The organism is Rhizobium sp. 01N447_2, from assembly GCF_056399245.1.
Map to the genome: position 1 here is coordinate 49,066 of NZ_JBFTQY010000004.1, position 17,532 is coordinate 66,597.

General features: G+C 62.2%; 16 protein-coding genes. 5 read left to right on the forward strand and 11 right to left on the reverse strand.

Annotation, left to right across the window (positions count from 1 at the left end; genetic code table 11):
- Positions 1 to 16: 16 nt before the first annotated feature.
- On the reverse strand, positions 17 to 1,042 hold the full coding sequence (locus AC1ECN_RS03820; RefSeq protein ID WP_164581974.1) for a Gfo/Idh/MocA family protein: 1,026 nt from the start codon (positions 1,040 to 1,042) through the stop codon (positions 17 to 19).
- Between the two features lie 240 nt (positions 1,043 to 1,282).
- Here AC1ECN_RS03820 and AC1ECN_RS03825 point away from each other — a divergent pair, with 240 nt between their 5' ends.
- Genes AC1ECN_RS03825 through AC1ECN_RS03835 form a run of 3 tightly spaced genes read left to right on the forward strand, consistent with a single transcriptional unit; the run spans position 1,283 to position 4,811 of the window.
- Positions 1,283 to 2,995 (forward strand): IlvD/Edd family dehydratase, encoded by a 1,713-nt coding sequence (locus tag AC1ECN_RS03825; RefSeq protein ID WP_130673200.1) that lies wholly within the window; start codon positions 1,283 to 1,285, stop codon positions 2,993 to 2,995.
- Positions 2,992 to 3,864, forward strand: a complete 873-nt coding sequence (locus AC1ECN_RS03830; RefSeq protein WP_477952232.1) for an amidohydrolase family protein — start codon at positions 2,992 to 2,994, stop codon at positions 3,862 to 3,864. Before AC1ECN_RS03825 ends, AC1ECN_RS03830 begins: the two co-directional genes overlap by 4 nt.
- A gap of 14 nt (positions 3,865 to 3,878) precedes the next feature.
- Positions 3,879 to 4,811 carry a dihydrodipicolinate synthase family protein gene (locus AC1ECN_RS03835; RefSeq protein WP_130673202.1) on the forward strand — a complete coding sequence of 311 codons (933 nt, stop codon included), beginning with the start codon at positions 3,879 to 3,881 and terminating at the stop codon, positions 4,809 to 4,811.
- On the opposite strand, the gene AC1ECN_RS03840 is transcribed toward AC1ECN_RS03835, so the two are convergent.
- Positions 4,792 to 5,289: a GNAT family N-acetyltransferase gene (locus tag AC1ECN_RS03840; RefSeq protein ID WP_130673203.1), complete on the reverse strand. Its 498-nt coding sequence runs from the start codon at positions 5,287 to 5,289 to the stop codon at positions 4,792 to 4,794. The two genes, AC1ECN_RS03835 and AC1ECN_RS03840, sit on opposite strands and share 20 nt — an antisense overlap.
- Positions 5,290 to 5,305: 16 nt before the next feature.
- Positions 5,306 to 6,256 carry a GNAT family N-acetyltransferase gene (locus tag AC1ECN_RS03845; RefSeq protein ID WP_477952235.1) on the reverse strand — a complete coding sequence of 317 codons (951 nt, stop codon included), beginning with the start codon at positions 6,254 to 6,256 and terminating at the stop codon, positions 5,306 to 5,308.
- A 139-nt stretch (positions 6,257 to 6,395) separates the two neighbouring features.
- Between AC1ECN_RS03845 and AC1ECN_RS03850 the strand changes: the two genes are divergently transcribed.
- Entirely contained in the window at positions 6,396 to 7,331 is a 936-nt protein-coding gene (locus AC1ECN_RS03850) for a tyrosine recombinase XerC (RefSeq protein ID WP_477952237.1), read from the forward strand.
- Positions 7,332 to 7,522: 191 nt separating this feature from the next.
- On the forward strand, positions 7,523 to 8,599 hold the full coding sequence (locus tag AC1ECN_RS03855; RefSeq protein ID WP_130673206.1) for a TraB/GumN family protein: 1,077 nt from the start codon (positions 7,523 to 7,525) through the stop codon (positions 8,597 to 8,599).
- A gap of 21 nt (positions 8,600 to 8,620) precedes the next feature.
- Here the strand turns inward: AC1ECN_RS03855 and AC1ECN_RS03860 are convergent, their stop codons facing one another.
- The 8 genes from AC1ECN_RS03860 to AC1ECN_RS03895 form a co-directional block, all read right to left on the reverse strand.
- Positions 8,621 to 9,121: a cytochrome b gene (locus AC1ECN_RS03860; RefSeq protein WP_130673207.1), complete on the reverse strand. Its 501-nt coding sequence runs from the start codon at positions 9,119 to 9,121 to the stop codon at positions 8,621 to 8,623.
- Positions 9,122 to 9,222: 101 nt separating this feature from the next.
- A complete protein-coding gene (gene lpdA / locus AC1ECN_RS03865) occupies positions 9,223 to 10,629 on the reverse strand; it encodes a dihydrolipoyl dehydrogenase (protein WP_130673208.1) in 1,407 nt (468 codons plus the stop codon).
- Between the two features lie 96 nt (positions 10,630 to 10,725).
- Positions 10,726 to 11,478: an SDR family oxidoreductase gene (locus tag AC1ECN_RS03870; protein WP_130673209.1), complete on the reverse strand. Its 753-nt coding sequence runs from the start codon at positions 11,476 to 11,478 to the stop codon at positions 10,726 to 10,728.
- Positions 11,475 to 12,005 carry a hypothetical protein gene (locus tag AC1ECN_RS03875; RefSeq protein ID WP_130673210.1) on the reverse strand — a complete coding sequence of 177 codons (531 nt, stop codon included), beginning with the start codon at positions 12,003 to 12,005 and terminating at the stop codon, positions 11,475 to 11,477. The genes AC1ECN_RS03870 and AC1ECN_RS03875 overlap by 4 nt, the downstream gene beginning before the upstream one ends.
- Entirely contained in the window at positions 12,002 to 12,751 is a 750-nt protein-coding gene (locus tag AC1ECN_RS03880) for a DUF4241 domain-containing protein (protein ID WP_130673211.1), read from the reverse strand. The genes AC1ECN_RS03875 and AC1ECN_RS03880 overlap by 4 nt, the downstream gene beginning before the upstream one ends.
- Positions 12,752 to 12,764: 13 nt before the next feature.
- Positions 12,765 to 14,042: a 2-oxoglutarate dehydrogenase complex dihydrolipoyllysine-residue succinyltransferase gene (gene odhB / locus AC1ECN_RS03885; protein WP_130673212.1), complete on the reverse strand. Its 1,278-nt coding sequence runs from the start codon at positions 14,040 to 14,042 to the stop codon at positions 12,765 to 12,767.
- A 39-nt stretch (positions 14,043 to 14,081) separates the two neighbouring features.
- A complete protein-coding gene (locus AC1ECN_RS03890) occupies positions 14,082 to 14,390 on the reverse strand; it encodes a YciI family protein (RefSeq protein WP_033181816.1) in 309 nt (102 codons plus the stop codon).
- 15 nt (positions 14,391 to 14,405) lie between these two features.
- Positions 14,406 to 17,390, reverse strand: coding sequence for a 2-oxoglutarate dehydrogenase E1 component (locus AC1ECN_RS03895; RefSeq protein ID WP_130673213.1), 2,985 nt, complete (start codon positions 17,388 to 17,390; stop codon positions 14,406 to 14,408).
- Positions 17,391 to 17,532 lie beyond the last annotated feature (142 nt).

Here is a 17,532-nt window from a genome sequence, read left to right on the forward strand (position 1 = left end):
ACGGCGGCGAGCCATGTTACAGTGGATTGCGTTCCGGGTCGAACCGGCTCAAGCGATAGATATCCTCGACAAGAGCAAGCGTTTTGATGTTGTCGCCCGGCGATGTCTCCATCGCCACCTTTCCATCGAGACTGTCGAGGAAATGCGCGATGGTCGCATCATAGGCGCCTTGGTAGGTCTCGTCAGGATCGAAGCTCTCCCGGCATTGCCGCCCACCCTCAGCCGAGAGCAGATTGCCGTTAAGTTCGAGCGTGCCGCGCGTCCCGAAGATGCGCAAGTGATCGCGCGGCGTCGGCAGCGCGCCATGCGCGGCGAGATTGGCATTGATGGTGACGAGAACGCCGTCGCTCGTCCGGCGGAGGACGACGCTCGCGACATCCTCCGCGACGATATCGCGATTGCTCCTCTCAAGCCGCGCAATCACCACCTCCATCTCGCCCAGAAGATATCTCAGCGTATCGAGATGATGGATCATGACTTCCATGACCAGCAGCCGCTCTTGCGTCCGGAAAAAGGGCTGGCGCACCAGCGCCGGCCTTTTTCCTTCCGCATCCGCTATCATGCCGCTGGACAGGAATTCGAACTGCACCTGGCGGATCTCGCCGGCAAGCCCCTCGTCGAGCCACGCCTTCAGCCGCCGATAATAGGCGCGGAACCGCCAGTTCTCGTGGATCATCAGTCTGCCCCTGCCGGAAAGACCTGCCAGCAGCTCGACCGCATCGCCGTAGGAAGGTGCCAGCGGCTTCTGGCAGATGATATCGAGGTCCTTTGCCGCCGCCAGCCGGACCAGTTCGACATGGAACTCCCGCGGCGCGCAGATATCCACGGCATCGAGCCGCTCGGCATCCAGCATCGCCTGCGCGCTCGTATAGTTGCGCGCGACGTCGAAGGCAGCAAGCCGGGCTGCGATCGCACTCGGCGACGGGTCGGCAATCGCCACGACCTCGGCCCTTTCCGATTGCCGCATCCATGCAGGCAGATGGTAGGCGCTGACCCAGCCGGCACCGATAATGCCGATACGCCGTCGTCTCGTTTCCATCATCGCGTTTCCTCTGCATTCAATCCCATTTTATCAATAATCTATCCGGCTTCTTTGCAAAAGCCAATCATCTGACTGTCGAGCGAAAGCACTAATTTCGCAGATTTCCATTGTATTTTATAATGATCGCCGAAGAAATCCAAAAATATGATACAGTGACGCCATCTTATTTATTGACAATCACCCGTATCCCTCTACGCTGACAGCACGGCTATGGATCAATTTGGCGAGGGAGGAACAGGTTTGTCGAACGGTCTTCGTCGCAAGCTGACGAGTTACGGCGATCAGGGATTCTCCCTTTTCCTGCGCAAGGCATTCATCAAGGCCATGGGTTATTCGGACGATGCGCTCGACCGTCCGATCGTCGGCATCGCCAACACCTACAGTGATTTCAACCCCTGTCACGGCAATGTGCCGCAACTCATCGAGGCAACCAAGCGCGGCGTAATGCTGACGGGTGCGATGCCCATGGTGTTTCCGACAATCTCGATCCACGAGAGCTTTGCCTCGCCGACCTCGATGTATCTGCGCAACTTGATGGCGATGGAAACGGAAGAGATGATCCGCGCCCAGCCGATGGATGCTGTCGTCCTGATCGGCGGTTGCGACAAGACCCTGCCGGCCCAGATCATGGCGGCGGCCAGCAGCGAGATACCGGCGATCTTCCTTCCGACCGGTCCAATGGCCGTCGGCCACCACAAGGGCGAACGGCTCGGCGCCTGCACGGATTGTCGCCGTTTCTGGGGACGCTTCCGCGCCGGAGAGATCGACGAGGCCGAGATCGCTGAGGTCAACAACAAGCTGGCCAGCTCGATCGGCACCTGCACGGTGATGGGCACGGCGAGCACCATGGCGAACCTGACCGAAGTCATGGGTCTCTGCCTTCCCCGCGCCGGTTCGGCGCCCGCCGTCGAATCCGAACGGGTTCGCCTTGCCGAGGAGACGGGCCGTGTCGCGGCGCGTCTCGCCATGGATGAGGCCGCACCGACGGTGCGTGATATCCTGACGCCACAGGCAATCCGCAACGGCCTCGTCGCGCTGCAGGCGATGGGCGGCTCGACCAATGCCGTCGTCCATCTTGCCGCGATAACCGGCCGCCTCGGCCTGCGCCTCGACATGGCCGAACTCGACCGGCTGGGCCGAAGCATTCCCTTGCTCGTCGACCTGCAGCCCTCCGGTCAGCATTACATGGAGCAGTTCCACGAGGCGGGCGGCGTCCCGGCATTGTTGAAGGCGGTGCGCCATGAAATCGACGGCAGCGCCCCGACGGTCTACGGCAGAACCATCGGCGAAATCATCGACGATGTCGTCGATGAGCCCGGCCAGACCATCATCCGCACCGTCGAGAAACCGTTGAAGCCGATCGGAACGATCGCGGTCCTGCACGGCAATCTTGCGCCGCGCGGCGCCGTCATCAAACAATCCGCTGCCACCAAGGATCTGCTCCAGCATATCGGCCGCGCCGTGGTCTTTGATTCCGTCGAGGATATGACGCTGCGCATCGACAGCGACGATCTCGACGTCAACGCCGACGACATCCTGGTTCTGCGTAATGCCGGGCCAAAAGGTGCACCGGGCATGCCGGAAGCCGGCTATCTACCCATCCCCCGCAAGCTGGCGCGGCAGGGCGTGAAGGACATGGTGCGGATTTCCGATGCCCGCATGAGCGGCACGGCCTTCGGCACGATCATCCTCCATATCGCGCCTGAAGCCGCCGATGGTGGCCCTCTGGCGATCGTCCGCACCGGCGATCACATTCGCCTCGACGTCGAGGGCCGGCGTATCGATCTCGATATCGACCAGGCGGAATTCGATCGCCGCATGCTTGATGTCGTCAATCGGCCTTCGCCCGCGCCGTCGCGCGGCTATGCCAAGCTCTATCAGGAGCGCGTGCTCCAGGCCGACGAAGGCGCCGACTTCGACTTCCTGCAAAGCGAGGAGCTCGACGCGCGATGAGCGCCGCTGATATGGAGGCACCGCTTTGCCTGCCCCGCCGGCCGCTGACGCGGCTGCCGTGGGCGGCACTGCCGCAAGGCACGGTCGATACGCATTTCCACGTCTTTCGTGCCGGCGCTCCGCTCAACACCCCACGCAGCTACACGCCTGACATCGCGACGATTTCCGATTGGATCGAATTCTCCGGCAACCTCGGTATCGCCAGAGGCGTTTTGGTGCAGCCAAGCGTCTATGGCCTCGACAACAGGGTGCTGCTGGAGGCGCTGGCCGCCTATCCAGATCGTCTGCGCGGCATCGTCGTCATCGATCCCGAAACCGCGGAGACCGAAATCGAGCGGCTCGACCGGCTCGGCGTGCGCGGCGTGCGGATCAACACGCGCAACAGGGGCGGCCTCCCGCTCGCCGCCGCCAGGACACTGGCGGAAAGCATTGCCCCTCTCGGCTGGTCGCTGCAATTGCAGATCAATCCCGAACAACTTCCCGACATCGCGGCAGCGCTGTCCGGCATTCGCCTGCCCATCATCATCGATCATCTCGGCTTCATTCCGCTTGCCACGGAGACGAGATCACGGCATGTCGATGGGCTGAGAAGGCTGATGGACGCGGCTGATACCTATGTCAAAGTCACCGCGCCCTACCGCTTGACGAAGGACATGAACGATCAAGGTTTCGCCGAGGTCGGTCGCGCCCTCGCCRCCACCCACGCAGAAAGGCTGCTCTGGGGCAGCGACTGGCCGCACACCGAATTGTGGGACGGCATGCCCGATGACGCCGAGCTGATCGAGACCATGCAGGCCACCATCGACGATCCCACGATGGCCGAAAGGATTTTTGTTCGAAATGCCGAAGCGCTGTTCTTCGGCCGCTGACTTGGAGAGTAGGAATGGCCAGACTGACCGAAGATGCCAAGGGCGTCTATGTGATTGCCGTAACCCCCTTCACCGATGACGGCGCGCTCGATCTCGCCAGTATCGACAGCATGGTCGATTTCTACGAGGGTGCCGGCGTCACCGGCCTGACGGTGCTTGGCCAGCTCGGCGAGGCTCCGAAGCTGACCGCCGAGGAATCGCGGACAGTCGTCGAACGGGTGCTGAAGCGCCTCGACGGGCGTCTTCCCGTCGTCGTCGGCGTTTCGGCGCCAGGGCTTGCGCCGATGAGCGAACTCGCCGAAGCCGTCATGGGTAAGGGTGCGGCCGGCGTCATGGTCGCGCCGCCCTGGACCGTCAAGACCGACGATCAGGCTTTCGCCTTCTACCAGTCGGTCGGCGAGGCCCTGGGCGATACGCCCTTCGTGCTGCAAGACTATCCGCTCACAACCAATGTGACGATCGCGCCCAAGGTCATCGAGCGCATCGTCAACGAGGTGCCGAACTGCGTCATGCTCAAGCACGAGGATTGGCCGGGTCTTTCGAAGATCTCGGCACTTCGCGCCGCCAGCGACAAGGGCGCCATGCGGCGCATCTCGATCCTTTGCGGCAATGGCGGGCTTTTCCTGCCCGAAGAGATGGGCCGCGGTGCCGATGGCGCCATGACCGGCTTTTGTTATCCCGAGATGATGGTGGGCGTCGTCGAGGCCTATGCCGCCGGAAATCCCGATCGCGCCCATGCGATCTTCGATGCCTATCTGCCGCTCGCCCGCTACGAACAGCAGCAGGGCATCGGCCTTGCCTCGCGCAAATACGTGCTTGCCAAGCGCGGCGTGATCAAGTCCGCCACCCTGCGCAAGCCAGGCGCCAAGCTCTCGGCGCTTGATATTGCCGATGTCGAGCGGCTGCTGGCACGTCAGGCCATCCGCCTCAAGGAGATCGGGGCGTAACGCACCGGCGCAAATCCGAAGCCGCTGGATCATCGCTGTGGCGGTGCAGCTCGAGCAGATGGCTATGTCCATCTCGTCCGTGGGGCTGAAACCCGAGCGACTCCCAGAACCTCGCCGCAGCATCGTTTCCCGCATGAACGGTGACGATGCTGCAGCAGGAACGCGCATGATCGAGCGGAGCCAGGGCAAGCATCCGGCCGATGCCGCGCCCGCGCATTGCAGGACGAATGTAGAAACGCCGCATCCGCAACGCCCCTGACATTACGGAGTCGACGGTCATGCCGCCTGTGCCGATGAGCGCATCATCGACATAGGCGCCAAGTAGCCTTTCGCCGTGATGTTCGAACCTGATATCGCCGGCCGACCATTCGTCGATAAGGCGGGCGACATGGCGATAGCCTTCCCGCCGGGCCTCGCTTTCGAGACCTGCCATCTCCTGCGGCAACCGATCGCGGAGCCTGCGGATATCAATTGTCATGGCAATGCCGATGGTTTTAGATTGCAGGAACCRGAATCTCGCGGCGCGGCGCCGCAGCCGGCAGGCCGACCGGCACGAAACTCGCGTCACCATCGGCTGCCATGTCGTGCACTGTATGTTTCTCCAGCGCCTTCGTCACCTCGTTGAGGTCGCCGTCCAGATGTTCGGCCGGAATGAGATTGCCGATGACGAAATCGAAGCGGTCGCCGCGTTTGTTCAGCAGTTCGTGAAAGACAGTCATGTCGCGAAGCTCCGTCGACCATTTCGCCAGCCAGTAGAACAGCCCCGAATTGCGTGCCGTCATATGGATGGGAAGGATCGGCAGATTGTATTTGCGCGCAAGCCCAACGGCCGAGGTCTTCCACGGACGTTCGTTCAGCCGGCCGTTCGCCCAATAGGCGATGCGGCCTGAGGGAAAGAGCACTGTCGCCTTGCCTTCCTTCACCGCATGGTTTGTCAGCTGCAGCGTTTCGCGCGCTTTCAGCTTGCTCTTATGCTCCTCCCGCCATTCGACGGGAATGATCATCTCGGCAAACCGTGGATTGACGCGGATGGCATCGCGATTGGCAAAGAACATCATGTCCGGCCGGCGCGCTTTCAAAAGATCGAACACGGCAACGCCGTCGGCGATGCCGGTCGGATGGTTGCTGACGAGGATGAAGCCGCCGGTATCAGGAATGCGTTCGCCGTTGGTGATGCCGATGTCGAGTTTCAGCATGTCGCTCATATATTCGAACGACTGGAAGCCCGGCATTTTGGCGACCGCATTGGCGAATTCGAGCGCCTTGTTATAGCGCAGCAATGTGTAGAGGAACGGCCGCATGACCGGCCAGAGCGGATTTTTCACGATCCTCTGGCCGCGTTCGGCAATCAGCGTATCGACGATATGACCGGGCTTTCCCTGTGAAACGAGAGCGATCGCTTCCGCGAGCTGTCCGAAAGCCGTCATGGAATCGCGCCGTGCCATGAAAGATCCTGTTTATGGGGTATAAGCTATCGCAGTAGAATATGATCGAAGGATGACAAAGGCTTGGCCGGCATTAGCAATTCCATAACTGTTCCTGCTCCAAATTGGCGGACTTGAAGGCAAAATCAAGGCCCGCAACGTGAACGAACTGCTTGTTATCGCCGATCAGCGCCTGATGGCGGAACGGGCCGCGTGGCTCGAAAACCTCGCCGGGGAGCGCCGTCTTTCCGAGCACACGCTCGACGCCTACGAGCGCGATACCCGCCAGTTTCTGACCTTTCTGACCGGCCATCTCGCCGGCCCGGCGACGCTCCGCGATATCAGGGAATTGCGCCCCGCCGATTTCCGCGCCTTCCTCGCGGCCCGGCGCAAGCAGGGCTCCGGCGCCCGATCGCTCGGCCGCAATCTCGCCGGTCTCCGTTCGCTGCTGCGCCATCTCGAAAAGAAGGGCCTGGTCAATGCCGCCGGTGCTGCCGCGGTGCGCTCGCCGAAACAGCCGAAATCGCTGCCCAAGCCGCTGTCGGACACCCAGGCGATCACCGTCGTCAGCGACGACGCCCAGCTCCACGACGAACCCTGGATTGCGGCGCGCGACGCAGCTGTGATGACGCTGCTCTACGGCTGCGGCCTGCGCATCTCCGAAGCGCTGGATCTGACTCCCGCCGACCTGCAGAAGGGCGCGACGACTCTGCGCATCACCGGCAAGGGCAACAAGACGCGGCTGGTGCCGCTGCTGTCTGTGGTCTTCGATGCCGTCGAGAAATACCGAGCGCTCTGCCCAYACCATCTCGAAAGCGGAGAACCGCTGTTTCGCGGCGCCCGCGGCGGCAAGCTGCAGGCTGCGATCATCCAGCGCACCATGCAGAAGATGCGCAGCGCCTTCGGCCTGCCGGAGACGGCGACACCGCATGCACTGCGCCACTCCTTCGCCACCCATCTGCTTGCCGGCGGCGGTGATCTGCGCACCATCCAGGAATTGCTCGGCCATGCCAGCCTTTCCACAACTCAGGTCTATACCGGCGTCGATGCATCGCGGCTGCTCGAGGTGTATGATCGGGCGCATCCGCGAGCGTAATGGATGTCGCCCAAAAGTGCGCAGCGGTTTTGGGGCAACGACATGCATATACGATAGGCTTAAAGCGCATCGCATGGATGCGATTGAATGTGAGGCGCTTTAAGCTCTCGTTAAGGCCTTCTCTTAAAGGAATATGCGCAAGCCGGGCGTAGAGCATGAAGCCTATAGAGCATGTGATCGGAACACCCATCATGACGACATCAATCGGCCGCCGGACGTCTTACCTCGCAGTACCGGCCAATCTGTTGCTCTGGCTGATCGCGGCCTTTCACATGCTGCTTCTTGCCGCGCTATTTGCCGCCTTCCTGACGGCAAGACCGGCAGCGGCTGAAGACGTCGTCTGTACCGGCCGCAACCTGATGGTCGAGCTGCAGCAGAACGACCCTGCCCGCTATGCCGAGGCGCTGAAGGAAGCTGACGCCACGCCGAACGGCAAGGGTATCTTCTGGAAGATCGAGAAGCCGGGACTTGCACCCTCTTGGCTGCTCGGCAGCATGCATGTCACCGATCCGCGCGTGCTGGCCCTGCCGCCACGCGCCCAGGCAGCCCACGACGCCGCCGACACGATCATCATCGAATCCGACGAGATCCTCGATGAGCGAAAGGCGACCGCCGCCCTACTCGCAAAGCCGGAGCTGACGATGTTCACCGACGGCACGACGATCGACAAGCTGCTTTCTCCCGAGGATTACACGCGTCTCGAAACCGGCCTCAAGCAGCGCGGTATCCCGATCAGCGCCGTTTCCCGGATGCGGCCCTGGATGATATCGAGCGCCGTCGCCCTGCCGGCCTGCGAAATCGCCCGCAAGGCAAAAGGCGCGCAGTTCCTCGACCAGAAGATCGCCACCGATGCCATTGCTCAGGGCAAACAGGTCAAGGGGCTGGAAACCCTTGCCGAGCAGATCCAGGCCATGGCCGATCTGCCGGTCGAATTCCATCTGAAGTCGCTGATCGAGACGCTGGAACTCGGCGACAAGATGAGCGATGTCGTCGAGACGATGACCGACCTCTACCTCTCCGGCGATATCGGCATGACCATGCCGATGCTGAAAACAGTGACGCCTGAAGAAGAGGGCGAAACCAACGATTATGCCGCCTTCGAGCAGCGCATCATCCTCGACCGCAACAAGGTGATGGCCGAACGCGCCGCCCCCATCCTCGACAGCGGCAACGTCTTCATGGCCGTCGGCGCCCTGCATCTGCCCGGCAAGGACGGCGTCATCGAACTGCTGCGCCAGCAGGGCTTCACCGTCACCGCGGTGAACTGAACCCGCCTAGAGCCTTCCTGATCAGCCGAGCGTCATGCGGCGCAGAACATTGCTTTTCCAATAGAACTGATGGACGAGGGCGCCGGCGACATGCGCTGCGATCAGCGCCCAGAGAATGATTTTCAGCACATCCGCGTGGAACGAACCGGCGGGATCGATACCGAAATAGTAGGCGGCGATGCCGGAAAGCGGCATCGCGAAGATCAGGATGTAAAGGCCGGCATGGGCAAGCCTCGCTGCAAGACGGAAGATCGCCGGCTCCTGCGCCATCTCATCCGGAACACCCTTGGTAAAACGCAGCCCGAGCCTGAGGATGGCAAGCACCAGGATGGCGATGCCGACATAGGCATGGATATTCGCCGATGAAATCTGCTCCGGCGTTGGCACTTGGCCCCTGCGCATGAGCCGATGCCAGATATTCATGCCATCGGGAAACAGCAGGTTGAAGAAGATCAGCAGGGCAACGGCCCAATGAAGAAAACGCTGGCTCAGGCTGTAACTCATGATGGACGGCTGCTGCATTTCTGGACCTTCGCGGATGCTGAACTCAATGATACGCAACAACTAAAACAGCCGCCTGCCTTCCGGCAAGCGGCTGTATGCTTTGTTACGAATATGTAAGGTTACATATGGATCGGCTTGAAGAAGGTTGCGAGCGCAGCCTCTTTCACCGCTTCCGACATTGTCGGATGCGCGTGGCAGGTACGGCCGAGATCTTCCGACGAACCGCCGAATTCCATCAGCACGGCGATCTCGTGGATCATCTCGCCGGCGCCGAAGCCGACGATATGGCCGCCGAGCACCCGGTCGGTTTCCTTGTCGGCAAGGATCTTGACGAAGCCGTCCGTCGCCAGCATCGCACGCGCCCGGCCGTTGGCCGTGAATGGGAATTTGCCGACCTTGTAGGCGACGCCTGCCGCCTTCAGCTCTTCCTCGGTCTTGCCGACGGAAGCGATTTCCGGCTGGGTATAGACGACGCTCGGAATGACCTCGTAGTTCACATGGCCATGCTGCCCGGCGAGGATTTCGGCAAGCGCCACGCCCTCGTCTTCCGCCTTGTGCGCCAGCATCGGACCCTTGACCACATCGCCGATCGCATAGATGCCGGCGACATTGGTCTTGAAGTGACCGTCGATCTCGACACGGCCGCGATTGTCGAGCGCAACACCAGCTTCTTCGAGGCCGAGGCCCGCCGTATAGGGCTTGCGGCCGGTGGCGATCAGCACGACTTCGGCGTCGAGCGTCACCTTGTCGCCGCCCTTGACGGGCTCGAAGGTGACCTTGGCGCCCTTATCACCCTTTTCGACGCCGGTAACCTTGGCGCTGAGATTGAAATCAATGCCCTGCTTGGCGAGCATGCGCTGGAATTGCTTGGAGACTTCACCGTCCATGCCGCCAAGGATTGTGTCGAGATATTCGACGACGGTGACTTTGGCGCCGAGGCGCGACCAGACGGAACCGAGCTCGAGCCCGATGACGCCGCCGCCGACGACGATCAGCGTTTCCGGCACCTTCTCCAGCGCGATGCCGCCGGTGGACGAAATGATGGTCTTTTCGTCGATCTCGACCTGTACGCCGGGAATGCCGGCGACGTCGGAGCCGGTGGCGATGACGATGTTCTTGCCTTCGATCTCCTGCACCTTGCCGTCGTCGGCGGTGACGGAAACCTTGCCGGCCGAGACGATCTTGCCGATGCCCTGGAAGGCATCGATCTTGTTCTTCTTGAAGAGGAAGGCGACGCCGTCGACATTCGACTTCACCGTCGCATCCTTGTGGGCCATCATATTGGCGAGATTGAGCGTCGGCGCCTGGACGTCGATACCGAGCGCGTTCATCCCGTGGCCGGCCTGATGGAACATTTCGGAGGCATGCAGCAGCGCCTTCGACGGAATGCAGCCGACGTTCAGGCAGGTGCCGCCATAGGTCACCCGCTTTTCGACGACGGCGACCTTGAGGCCAAGCTGGGCCGCCTTGACGGCGCAGACATAGCCGCCCGGGCCGGTTCCGATAATGATCACATCGTAGGACATTGCTTCTTTCCCTTTGGATTTTTCGTTTAATCGGCCGCGCGCGAGATCAGGCCGAGGAATTCGAGAATATATTGCAGGCTGTTTTTCCTAGTCGTTCTAGCGGCCGCCGCTCACATTGAGAATCGCGCCGGTGATATAGGAAGCCGACGAAGACAGAAGGTAGAGGATCGCATCCGCCACCTCCTCGGGCGTGCCCGCGCGCTGCATCGGGATCGACGGCGCCAGCTCGCGCGGCCGATCCGGCAGGCCGCCGGAGGCATGGAGGTCGGTTTCGATGACGCCAGGCCTTATCGCATTCACGCGGATACCCTCGGCTGCGACCTCGCGCGCCAACCCGACGGTGAACGTGTCGATCGCCGCCTTCGAGGCGGCATAATCGACATACTGCGTCGCCGAACCGAGGATCGCCGCCATCGACGAGATATTGACGATCACCCCGCCCTTCCCGCCATGCCGGCTCGACATACGGCGGATGGCCTCTGCGGCGCAGAGTATCGAGCCGGTCACATTGACGCGCAGCATGCGCTCGATCCGCTCTACCGACATCTCGTCGACGCGCTGCGGGTAATCGACGATGCCGGCATTGTTGACGAGCCCGTCGAGCCGGCCGAAATGCCGGTCGACCGCCGTGAACATCGAGACGATATCCGCAGCCTTGCCGACATCGCCCTGGATCGCCACAGCCTCGCCGCCATCCTCGACAATCGCAGCCACAACGGCATCCGCGGCTTGACGGTTGGCGGCGTAGTTCACCGCGACACGCCAGCCCTGGCGCGCGGCGAGCCGTGAAGCCGCAGCGCCGATACCCCGGCTTCCGCCGGTAATGAGAACCACAGGTGCATCGCTCATGTCGCACACTCCTTAAATGTCAGCACGTCCCACGGTGCCACCACGGCTTTGCCCTCGCCCCAGGCGCTGGATTCGCGGATGGCGGGACCAAGGCCGGGAAGCACGAGCTTTTCGGCCGCTTCAGCGCCTTCGGGCTGCAAATTGTCCATCTCACCCTTGGCATCCATGCCATAGACGGCGCCCTGCCAGACCGTGCAGGCATCGAGATCGGCGCCGGTCGCATCCCCCTCGGGGCAGTTGAACATCAGGATGCCGATGGCGCGCACCGGATCTTCCGAGGGCATGACATAACCGTCCATCACGACGGGTGTCTTGAGCGCGCTGACCTTGAATTGGTTGCTTGCGGCGGCCGACGGTGAATTCAGCGGCGCAAAGCGCAATTCATAGGCACCGTCACGATCGACGTAGACGGCCCGTTCCTGCTTGCATGCCGCACCGAAGGTGGAAGCCGGAACGGCGAAAAACGCCGCGGCTGCGATTGCAGCCACGCCTTTCCGTCTCGTCGTGATCACGATCCTTCCGCTCATTGCAGCTTCGGCTCCTTCCGCCCGTCGGCATTCTCGACGACGCTGAAATCCGTCAGCAGCACCAGCGCATGGCCGTCCTTGTCTAGCCCCCAGAAGACCGGATAAAAACCGTCGCCCCAGCCGCTCCAGAACACCGCGACGTTGCCCTTCTTGTCGGCGACCGGCCGATGCAACGCATAGATGCCCTTGCTGGCCTCAAGGTCCGACGCCAGCACGTCGTCATAATAATTGACGTCGGAATCCGGTTTCTGCGCCTGCGCCTGCCCTTCACGTTCTCCAATCAGACCAAGCGTATCGGCGTCCATGTAACAGCCGAGGCCGGCATCGACAGGGTAGCCGAAGATCTCGCCGTCCTTCAGCGTTGCCGGGTCCTGCCCAGGCAGGACCGCAAGCTCCCAACGATCCGGCTTGCCCTCGGCAAACCGCATGCTGGCGGCAGCGATGCGCCCGAAGGCCTGGTAGAGCGTCACCGGATACTCGCCCGGTGCAACCGTTCTTGCGAGCGCCGGACGATCGGGCTGCGCGAGCGGGTCGGCGGCGACGATGCGCCCCGATGTCAGCTCGACATTGCCCATGTGGATGACGCCGATCGACCGGCCGGAGAGTTCGGCATCACCAAGCGCCACCAGTCCGAAATTGCTGCTTGCCTTGCCGATATCCCAGCCGGCGGCCGATGCGGAGACCGGGACATGCGCGGCGGCAGCGCAAAGAAGAAGACGCGCCGCTCGCATGATCCGGTTCCGCATCGAAAGCGCTCCCTTAGAGATCGAGAACCAGGCGTTCCGGATCTTCCAGGCTTTCCTTGACGCGCACGAGGAAGGTGACCGCTTCCTTGCCGTCGACGATACGGTGATCGTAGGACAGCGCCAGATACATCATCGGACGGATGACCACCTGGCCGCCGATCGCAACCGGCCGCTCCTGGATCTTATGCATGCCGAGAATGCCGGACTGCGGCGCGTTGAGGATCGGCGAAGACATCAGCGAACCGTAGACGCCGCCATTGGTGATGGTGAAGGTGCCGCCCTGCATGTCGGCCATGGAGAGCGAGCCGTCACGGGCTGCCTTGGCAAGACGGCCGAGCTCCTTCTCGATTTCGGCGATCGACATCTGGTCGGCGTCGCGGATGACAGGAACGACGAGGCCTTTGTCCGTGCCGACGGCCATGCCGACATGGCAATAGTTCTTGTAGATGACGTCGGTGCCGTCGATTTCGGCATTGACGGCCGGCAATTCCTTCAACGCATGCGTCACCGCCTTGGTGAAGAAGCCCATGAAGCCGAGCTTGACGCCGTGCTTCTTCTCGAAAATGTCCTTGTACTTGTTGCGCAGGTCCATGACCGCCTTCATGTCCACCTCATTGTAGGTGGTCAGCATGGCGGCGGTGTTCTGCGCATCCTTGAGGCGCTTGGCGATCGTCTGGCGCAGGCGCGTCATCTTCACGCGCTCTTCGCGCGAGGCATCCTCGACCGTCGACGGGCCGCGCGCGGCGGCAGGCGTTGCCGCGGGGGCGGCCGCCGGAGCGGAAATGCCCTTGGCGACGGCGGCGATGACGTCGCCCTTCAGCACCTGGCCGCGCTTGCCGCTGCCGTCGACCTGATCGGCGGAAAGGTTGTTTTCGGCAAGCATCTTCGAAGCTGCCGGTGCCGGCGGCATGGTGGAGACGGAGGCGCTCGAGGACGACGCAGCAGCGGCGGCAACCGCCGGCTGGGCCGGAGCAGCAGCGGCCGGTTGGGCGGGAGCCGGAGCAGCAGGCGCGGCGGCCGGTGCAGCAGCAGCAGGCGCGGCAGCAGCGGCAGCCCCTTCGGCGATCTGGCCGAGCAGCGCGCCGAGGCCGACGGTCTCGCCGGCAGCAACGACGATTTCCGAAAGCGTGCCGGAGGCGGGTGCTGGAACTTCGATGGTCACCTTGTCGGTTTCAAGCTCGAGAATCGGCTCGTCGGCCTTGATGGCGTCGCCGACCTTCTTGAACCAGGTGCCGACGGTTGCCTCGCTGACGGATTCACCGAGAGTTGGAACGCGGATTTCTGTGGCCATTGTTCAGATCCTGATTTCGTGTGTTTTCGTTTATGCGTTTCAGACGGCAGGCGGCCGCGAGATGATCGAGGGCATCGGCAGGATATCGAAGCGGAAACCGAAACCGGAAGCAATGATCGGATCGCCGTCGGCAAGAAGCTGCGCCGCCGCCTGATCCTCGACCTCGACGATCGCCATGCCCCAGGCGCCTTCACCCTCGAAGACGGGGCCGACGATGATCGCCGATCCCGCAAGAGCGTTCCGATGCCAGTATTCGGCATGGCGTTTCATCGCCGCCATTTCCTCCCCGGTCCCGTCATGTGGGAAAGTGGGGCGCGGCGGCTGCAATCTCAGAAAGAAATAAGCCATTGCGCCCCCCTTGTTTTAACCGCCCAATGCATCCTCGAGGAATGCGGCGAGTTGCGACAGATGCTTGGACATCAGGCCCGTCGCCGGCGAGGCGGCGGCCGGACGGCCGGTATAGCGGACGCGCTGGTACTTCGCGTCGATATGGGCGAGCACCCATTCGAGGAAGGGGTCGATGAACGACCATGCGCCCATGTTCTTCGGCTCTTCCTGGCACCAGACCATCTCGGCGTTGCGGAAGCGCGACAGCTCGTTGATCAGCGCCTTTGCCGGGAACGGATAGAGCTGCTCGACACGTAAGAGATAGACGTCGTCGATACCGCGCTTTTCACGCTCTTCGAGAAGATCGTAATAGACCTTGCCGGAGCACATGACGACGCGGCGGATCTTGTTGTCCTTCTGCAGCTTGATCGGGCCGTCCTTGATCACCTCGGCATCGTCCCAGAGCAGGCGATGGAAGGCAGACTCGCCGGCCATTTCGGCAAGCGTCGAGACCGCCCGCTTGTGGCGCAGCAGCGACTTCGGCGTCATCAGGACCAGCGGCTTGCGGAAGTCACGCTTCAGCTGCCGGCGCAGGATATGGAAGTAGTTCGCCGGCGTCGTGACGTTGGCGACCTGCATGTTGTCTTCCGCGCAAAGCTGCAGGAAACGCTCGAGGCGGGCCGAGGAGTGTTCGGGACCCTGACCTTCATAGCCGTGCGGCAGCAGGCAGACGAGGCCGGACATGCGCAGCCACTTGCGTTCGCCCGACGAGATGAACTGGTCGAAGACCACCTGCGCGCCGTTGGCGAAATCGCCGAACTGCGCTTCCCAGAGCGTCAGCGCATTCGGGCGGGCAAGCGAATAGCCATATTCGAAACCGAGCACGGCCTCTTCCGAAAGCATCGAATTGATGACTTCGTAGCGCCCCTGCGTCGGTGAAAGATTGGCGAGCGGGATGTAGCGCTCTTCGGTTTCCTGATCGTAGAGAACCGAGTGGCGCTGCGAGAAGGTGCCGCGCTCGCAATCCTGGCCGGACAGACGGATCTTGCTGCCTTCGACGCAGAGCGCGCCGAAGGAGAGCGCTTCGGCCATCGCCCAGTCGATACCCTCGCCGGTGGCGATCATGTTGGCGCGGTTTTCCATGAAGCGCTGGATCGTGCGGTGCGCGTTGAAGCCCGCCGGGATCTCAGAGAGCTTACGGCCGATCTCCTTCAGCGTCTTCATCGGCACTGCGGTCTTGCCGCGGCGCTGCTCGTCGGCATTGTCGGCCGTGCGCAGGCCCGACCACTCGCCGTCCAGCCAGTCGGCCTTGTTCGGCTTGTACTGCTGGCCGGCCTCGAATTCCTGTTCGAGATGGAGGCGCCAGTCGGCCTTCATCTTCTCGACTTCACCTTCGGTGAGCAGGCCCTCGGCGACGAGACGGGCCGCATAGAGCTGCAGCACGGTTTTGTGGGCGCGGATCACCTTGTACATCTTCGGCTGCGTGAAGGACGGTTCGTCGCCTTCATTGTGGCCGTAGCGGCGGTAGCAGAACAGGTCGAGCACCACAGGCTTGTGGAACTTCATGCGGAATTCGGTGGCGATCTTCGCCCCATAGACCACTGCTTCCGGATCGTCGCCGTTGACGTGCAGGATCGGCGCCTCGATCATCTTGGCGACGTCGGACGGATAAGGCGACGAGCGCGAAAAGGCCGGGTTGGTCGTGAAGCCGATCTGGTTGTTGATGATCACATGCATGGTGCCGGCGACGCGGTGACCGCGCAGACCGGAAAGGCCGAGGATTTCGGCAATGACACCCTGGCCGGCAAAGGCCGCATCGCCATGGATCAGCAGCGGCAGCACCTTGGCGCGCTCGGAAAGCGGGATGATGTCGCCTTCCCAGACGGTGGCGTTCATGTCCTGCTTGGCGCGGACCTTGCCCATGACGACGGGATCGACGATTTCGAGATGCGACGGGTTCGCCGTCAGCGAAACGTGGATCTTGTTGCCGTCGAATTCGCGGTCGGAGGAGGCACCGAGATGGTACTTGACGTCGCCTGAGCCCTCGACCTCGTCGGGAGCGGCCGAGCCGCCCTTGAATTCATGGAAGATCGCCCGGTGCGGCTTGCCCATGACCTGGGAGAGCACGTTCAGGCGGCCGCGATGGGCCATGCCGAACACGGCTTCCTTGAGGCCGAGATGGCCGCCGCGCTTGAGGATCTGCTCCAGCGCCGGGATCAGCGATTCGCCGCCGTCGAGGCCGAAACGCTTCGTGCCCTTGAACTTGACGTCGAGGAATTGTTCGTAGCCTTCGGCTTCGACGAGCTTGGCAAGGATCGCCTTCTTGCCTTCCGGCGTGAAGGCCACACCCTTGTCCGGTCCTTCGATGCGCTCCTGGATCCAGGCCTTTTCTTCCGGATTGGAAATATGCATGAATTCGACGCCGAGCGTCGAGCAATAGGTGCGCTCGAGGATTTCGATCATCTCGCGGATGGTCGCGTATTCGAGGCCGAGCACGTTGTCGATGAAGATCTTGCGATCGTAATCGGCGGCCGTAAAGCCGTAATTCTCTGCCGAGAGCTCGCGATAATCGTCGACGGGAGCGGCGATGCCGAGCGGGTCGAGCTTGGCATGCAGGTGGCCGCGCATGCGGTAGGCGCGGATCATCATGATGGCGCGCACGGAATCGCGCGTTGCCTGCAGCACCTCGGTGCTGTCGGCAGGCTTGCCCTGAGCTTCGGCCTTGGCCTTGACCTTGGTCTCGATCACCTTCTCGACGATGCCCCAGTCGCCATCGAGAGCCGATACCAGATCGCCGCTTGCCTGAAGCGGCCAGTTCTTCTTGCGCCAGGAAGCGCCCTTGGCTGCTCTTTTCACATCGCTGGGATCCTCCTCCAGCGCCTTGAAAAAGGACCGCCACTGATCGTCGACCGATGCCGGATCTTCTTCGTACCGCGCGTAGAGCTGCTCGATATAGGCWGCRTTSGCGCCRTCYAGAAACGASGTGATCTGAAACTGCTCGTTGGCTTCTTGCCGTGCCATGGTGATATGCGGACGCTTCCGTCCGCCTCCTGACTTTGATGAATTTGCCGGCTTGATGGCCGGCTGCCGCATTCCAATTGCCGCCTGTCCGCGGCGCATCTGCTGGTCTCGTGTCATCGAGGCCGGGCGGAAGGCGCAGATG

Excerpts from the sequence above, each read along its gene's own strand:
- AC1ECN_RS03820 (WP_164581974.1), bottom strand. The coding sequence starts at position 1,042 with ATGATGGAAACGAGACGACGGCGTATCGGCATTATCGGTGCCGGCTGG.
- AC1ECN_RS03835 (WP_130673202.1), top strand. The coding sequence starts at position 3,879 with ATGGCCAGACTGACCGAAGATGCCAAGGGCGTCTATGTGATTGCCGTA.
- AC1ECN_RS03840 (WP_130673203.1), bottom strand. The coding sequence starts at position 5,289 with ATGACAATTGATATCCGCAGGCTCCGCGATCGGTTGCCGCAGGAGATG.
- AC1ECN_RS03855 (WP_130673206.1), top strand. The coding sequence starts at position 7,523 with ATGACGACATCAATCGGCCGCCGGACGTCTTACCTCGCAGTACCGGCC.
- AC1ECN_RS03860 (WP_130673207.1), bottom strand. The coding sequence starts at position 9,121 with ATGCAGCAGCCGTCCATCATGAGTTACAGCCTGAGCCAGCGTTTTCTT.
- lpdA (WP_130673208.1), bottom strand. The coding sequence starts at position 10,629 with ATGTCCTACGATGTGATCATTATCGGAACCGGCCCGGGCGGCTATGTC.
- AC1ECN_RS03870 (WP_130673209.1), bottom strand. The coding sequence starts at position 11,478 with ATGAGCGATGCACCTGTGGTTCTCATTACCGGCGGAAGCCGGGGTATC.
- AC1ECN_RS03875 (WP_130673210.1), bottom strand. The coding sequence starts at position 12,005 with ATGAGCGGAAGGATCGTGATCACGACGAGACGGAAAGGCGTGGCTGCA.
- AC1ECN_RS03880 (WP_130673211.1), bottom strand. The coding sequence starts at position 12,751 with ATGCGGAACCGGATCATGCGAGCGGCGCGTCTTCTTCTTTGCGCTGCC.
- odhB (WP_130673212.1), bottom strand. The coding sequence starts at position 14,042 with ATGGCCACAGAAATCCGCGTTCCAACTCTCGGTGAATCCGTCAGCGAG.
- AC1ECN_RS03890 (WP_033181816.1), bottom strand. The coding sequence starts at position 14,390 with ATGGCTTATTTCTTTCTGAGATTGCAGCCGCCGCGCCCCACTTTCCCA.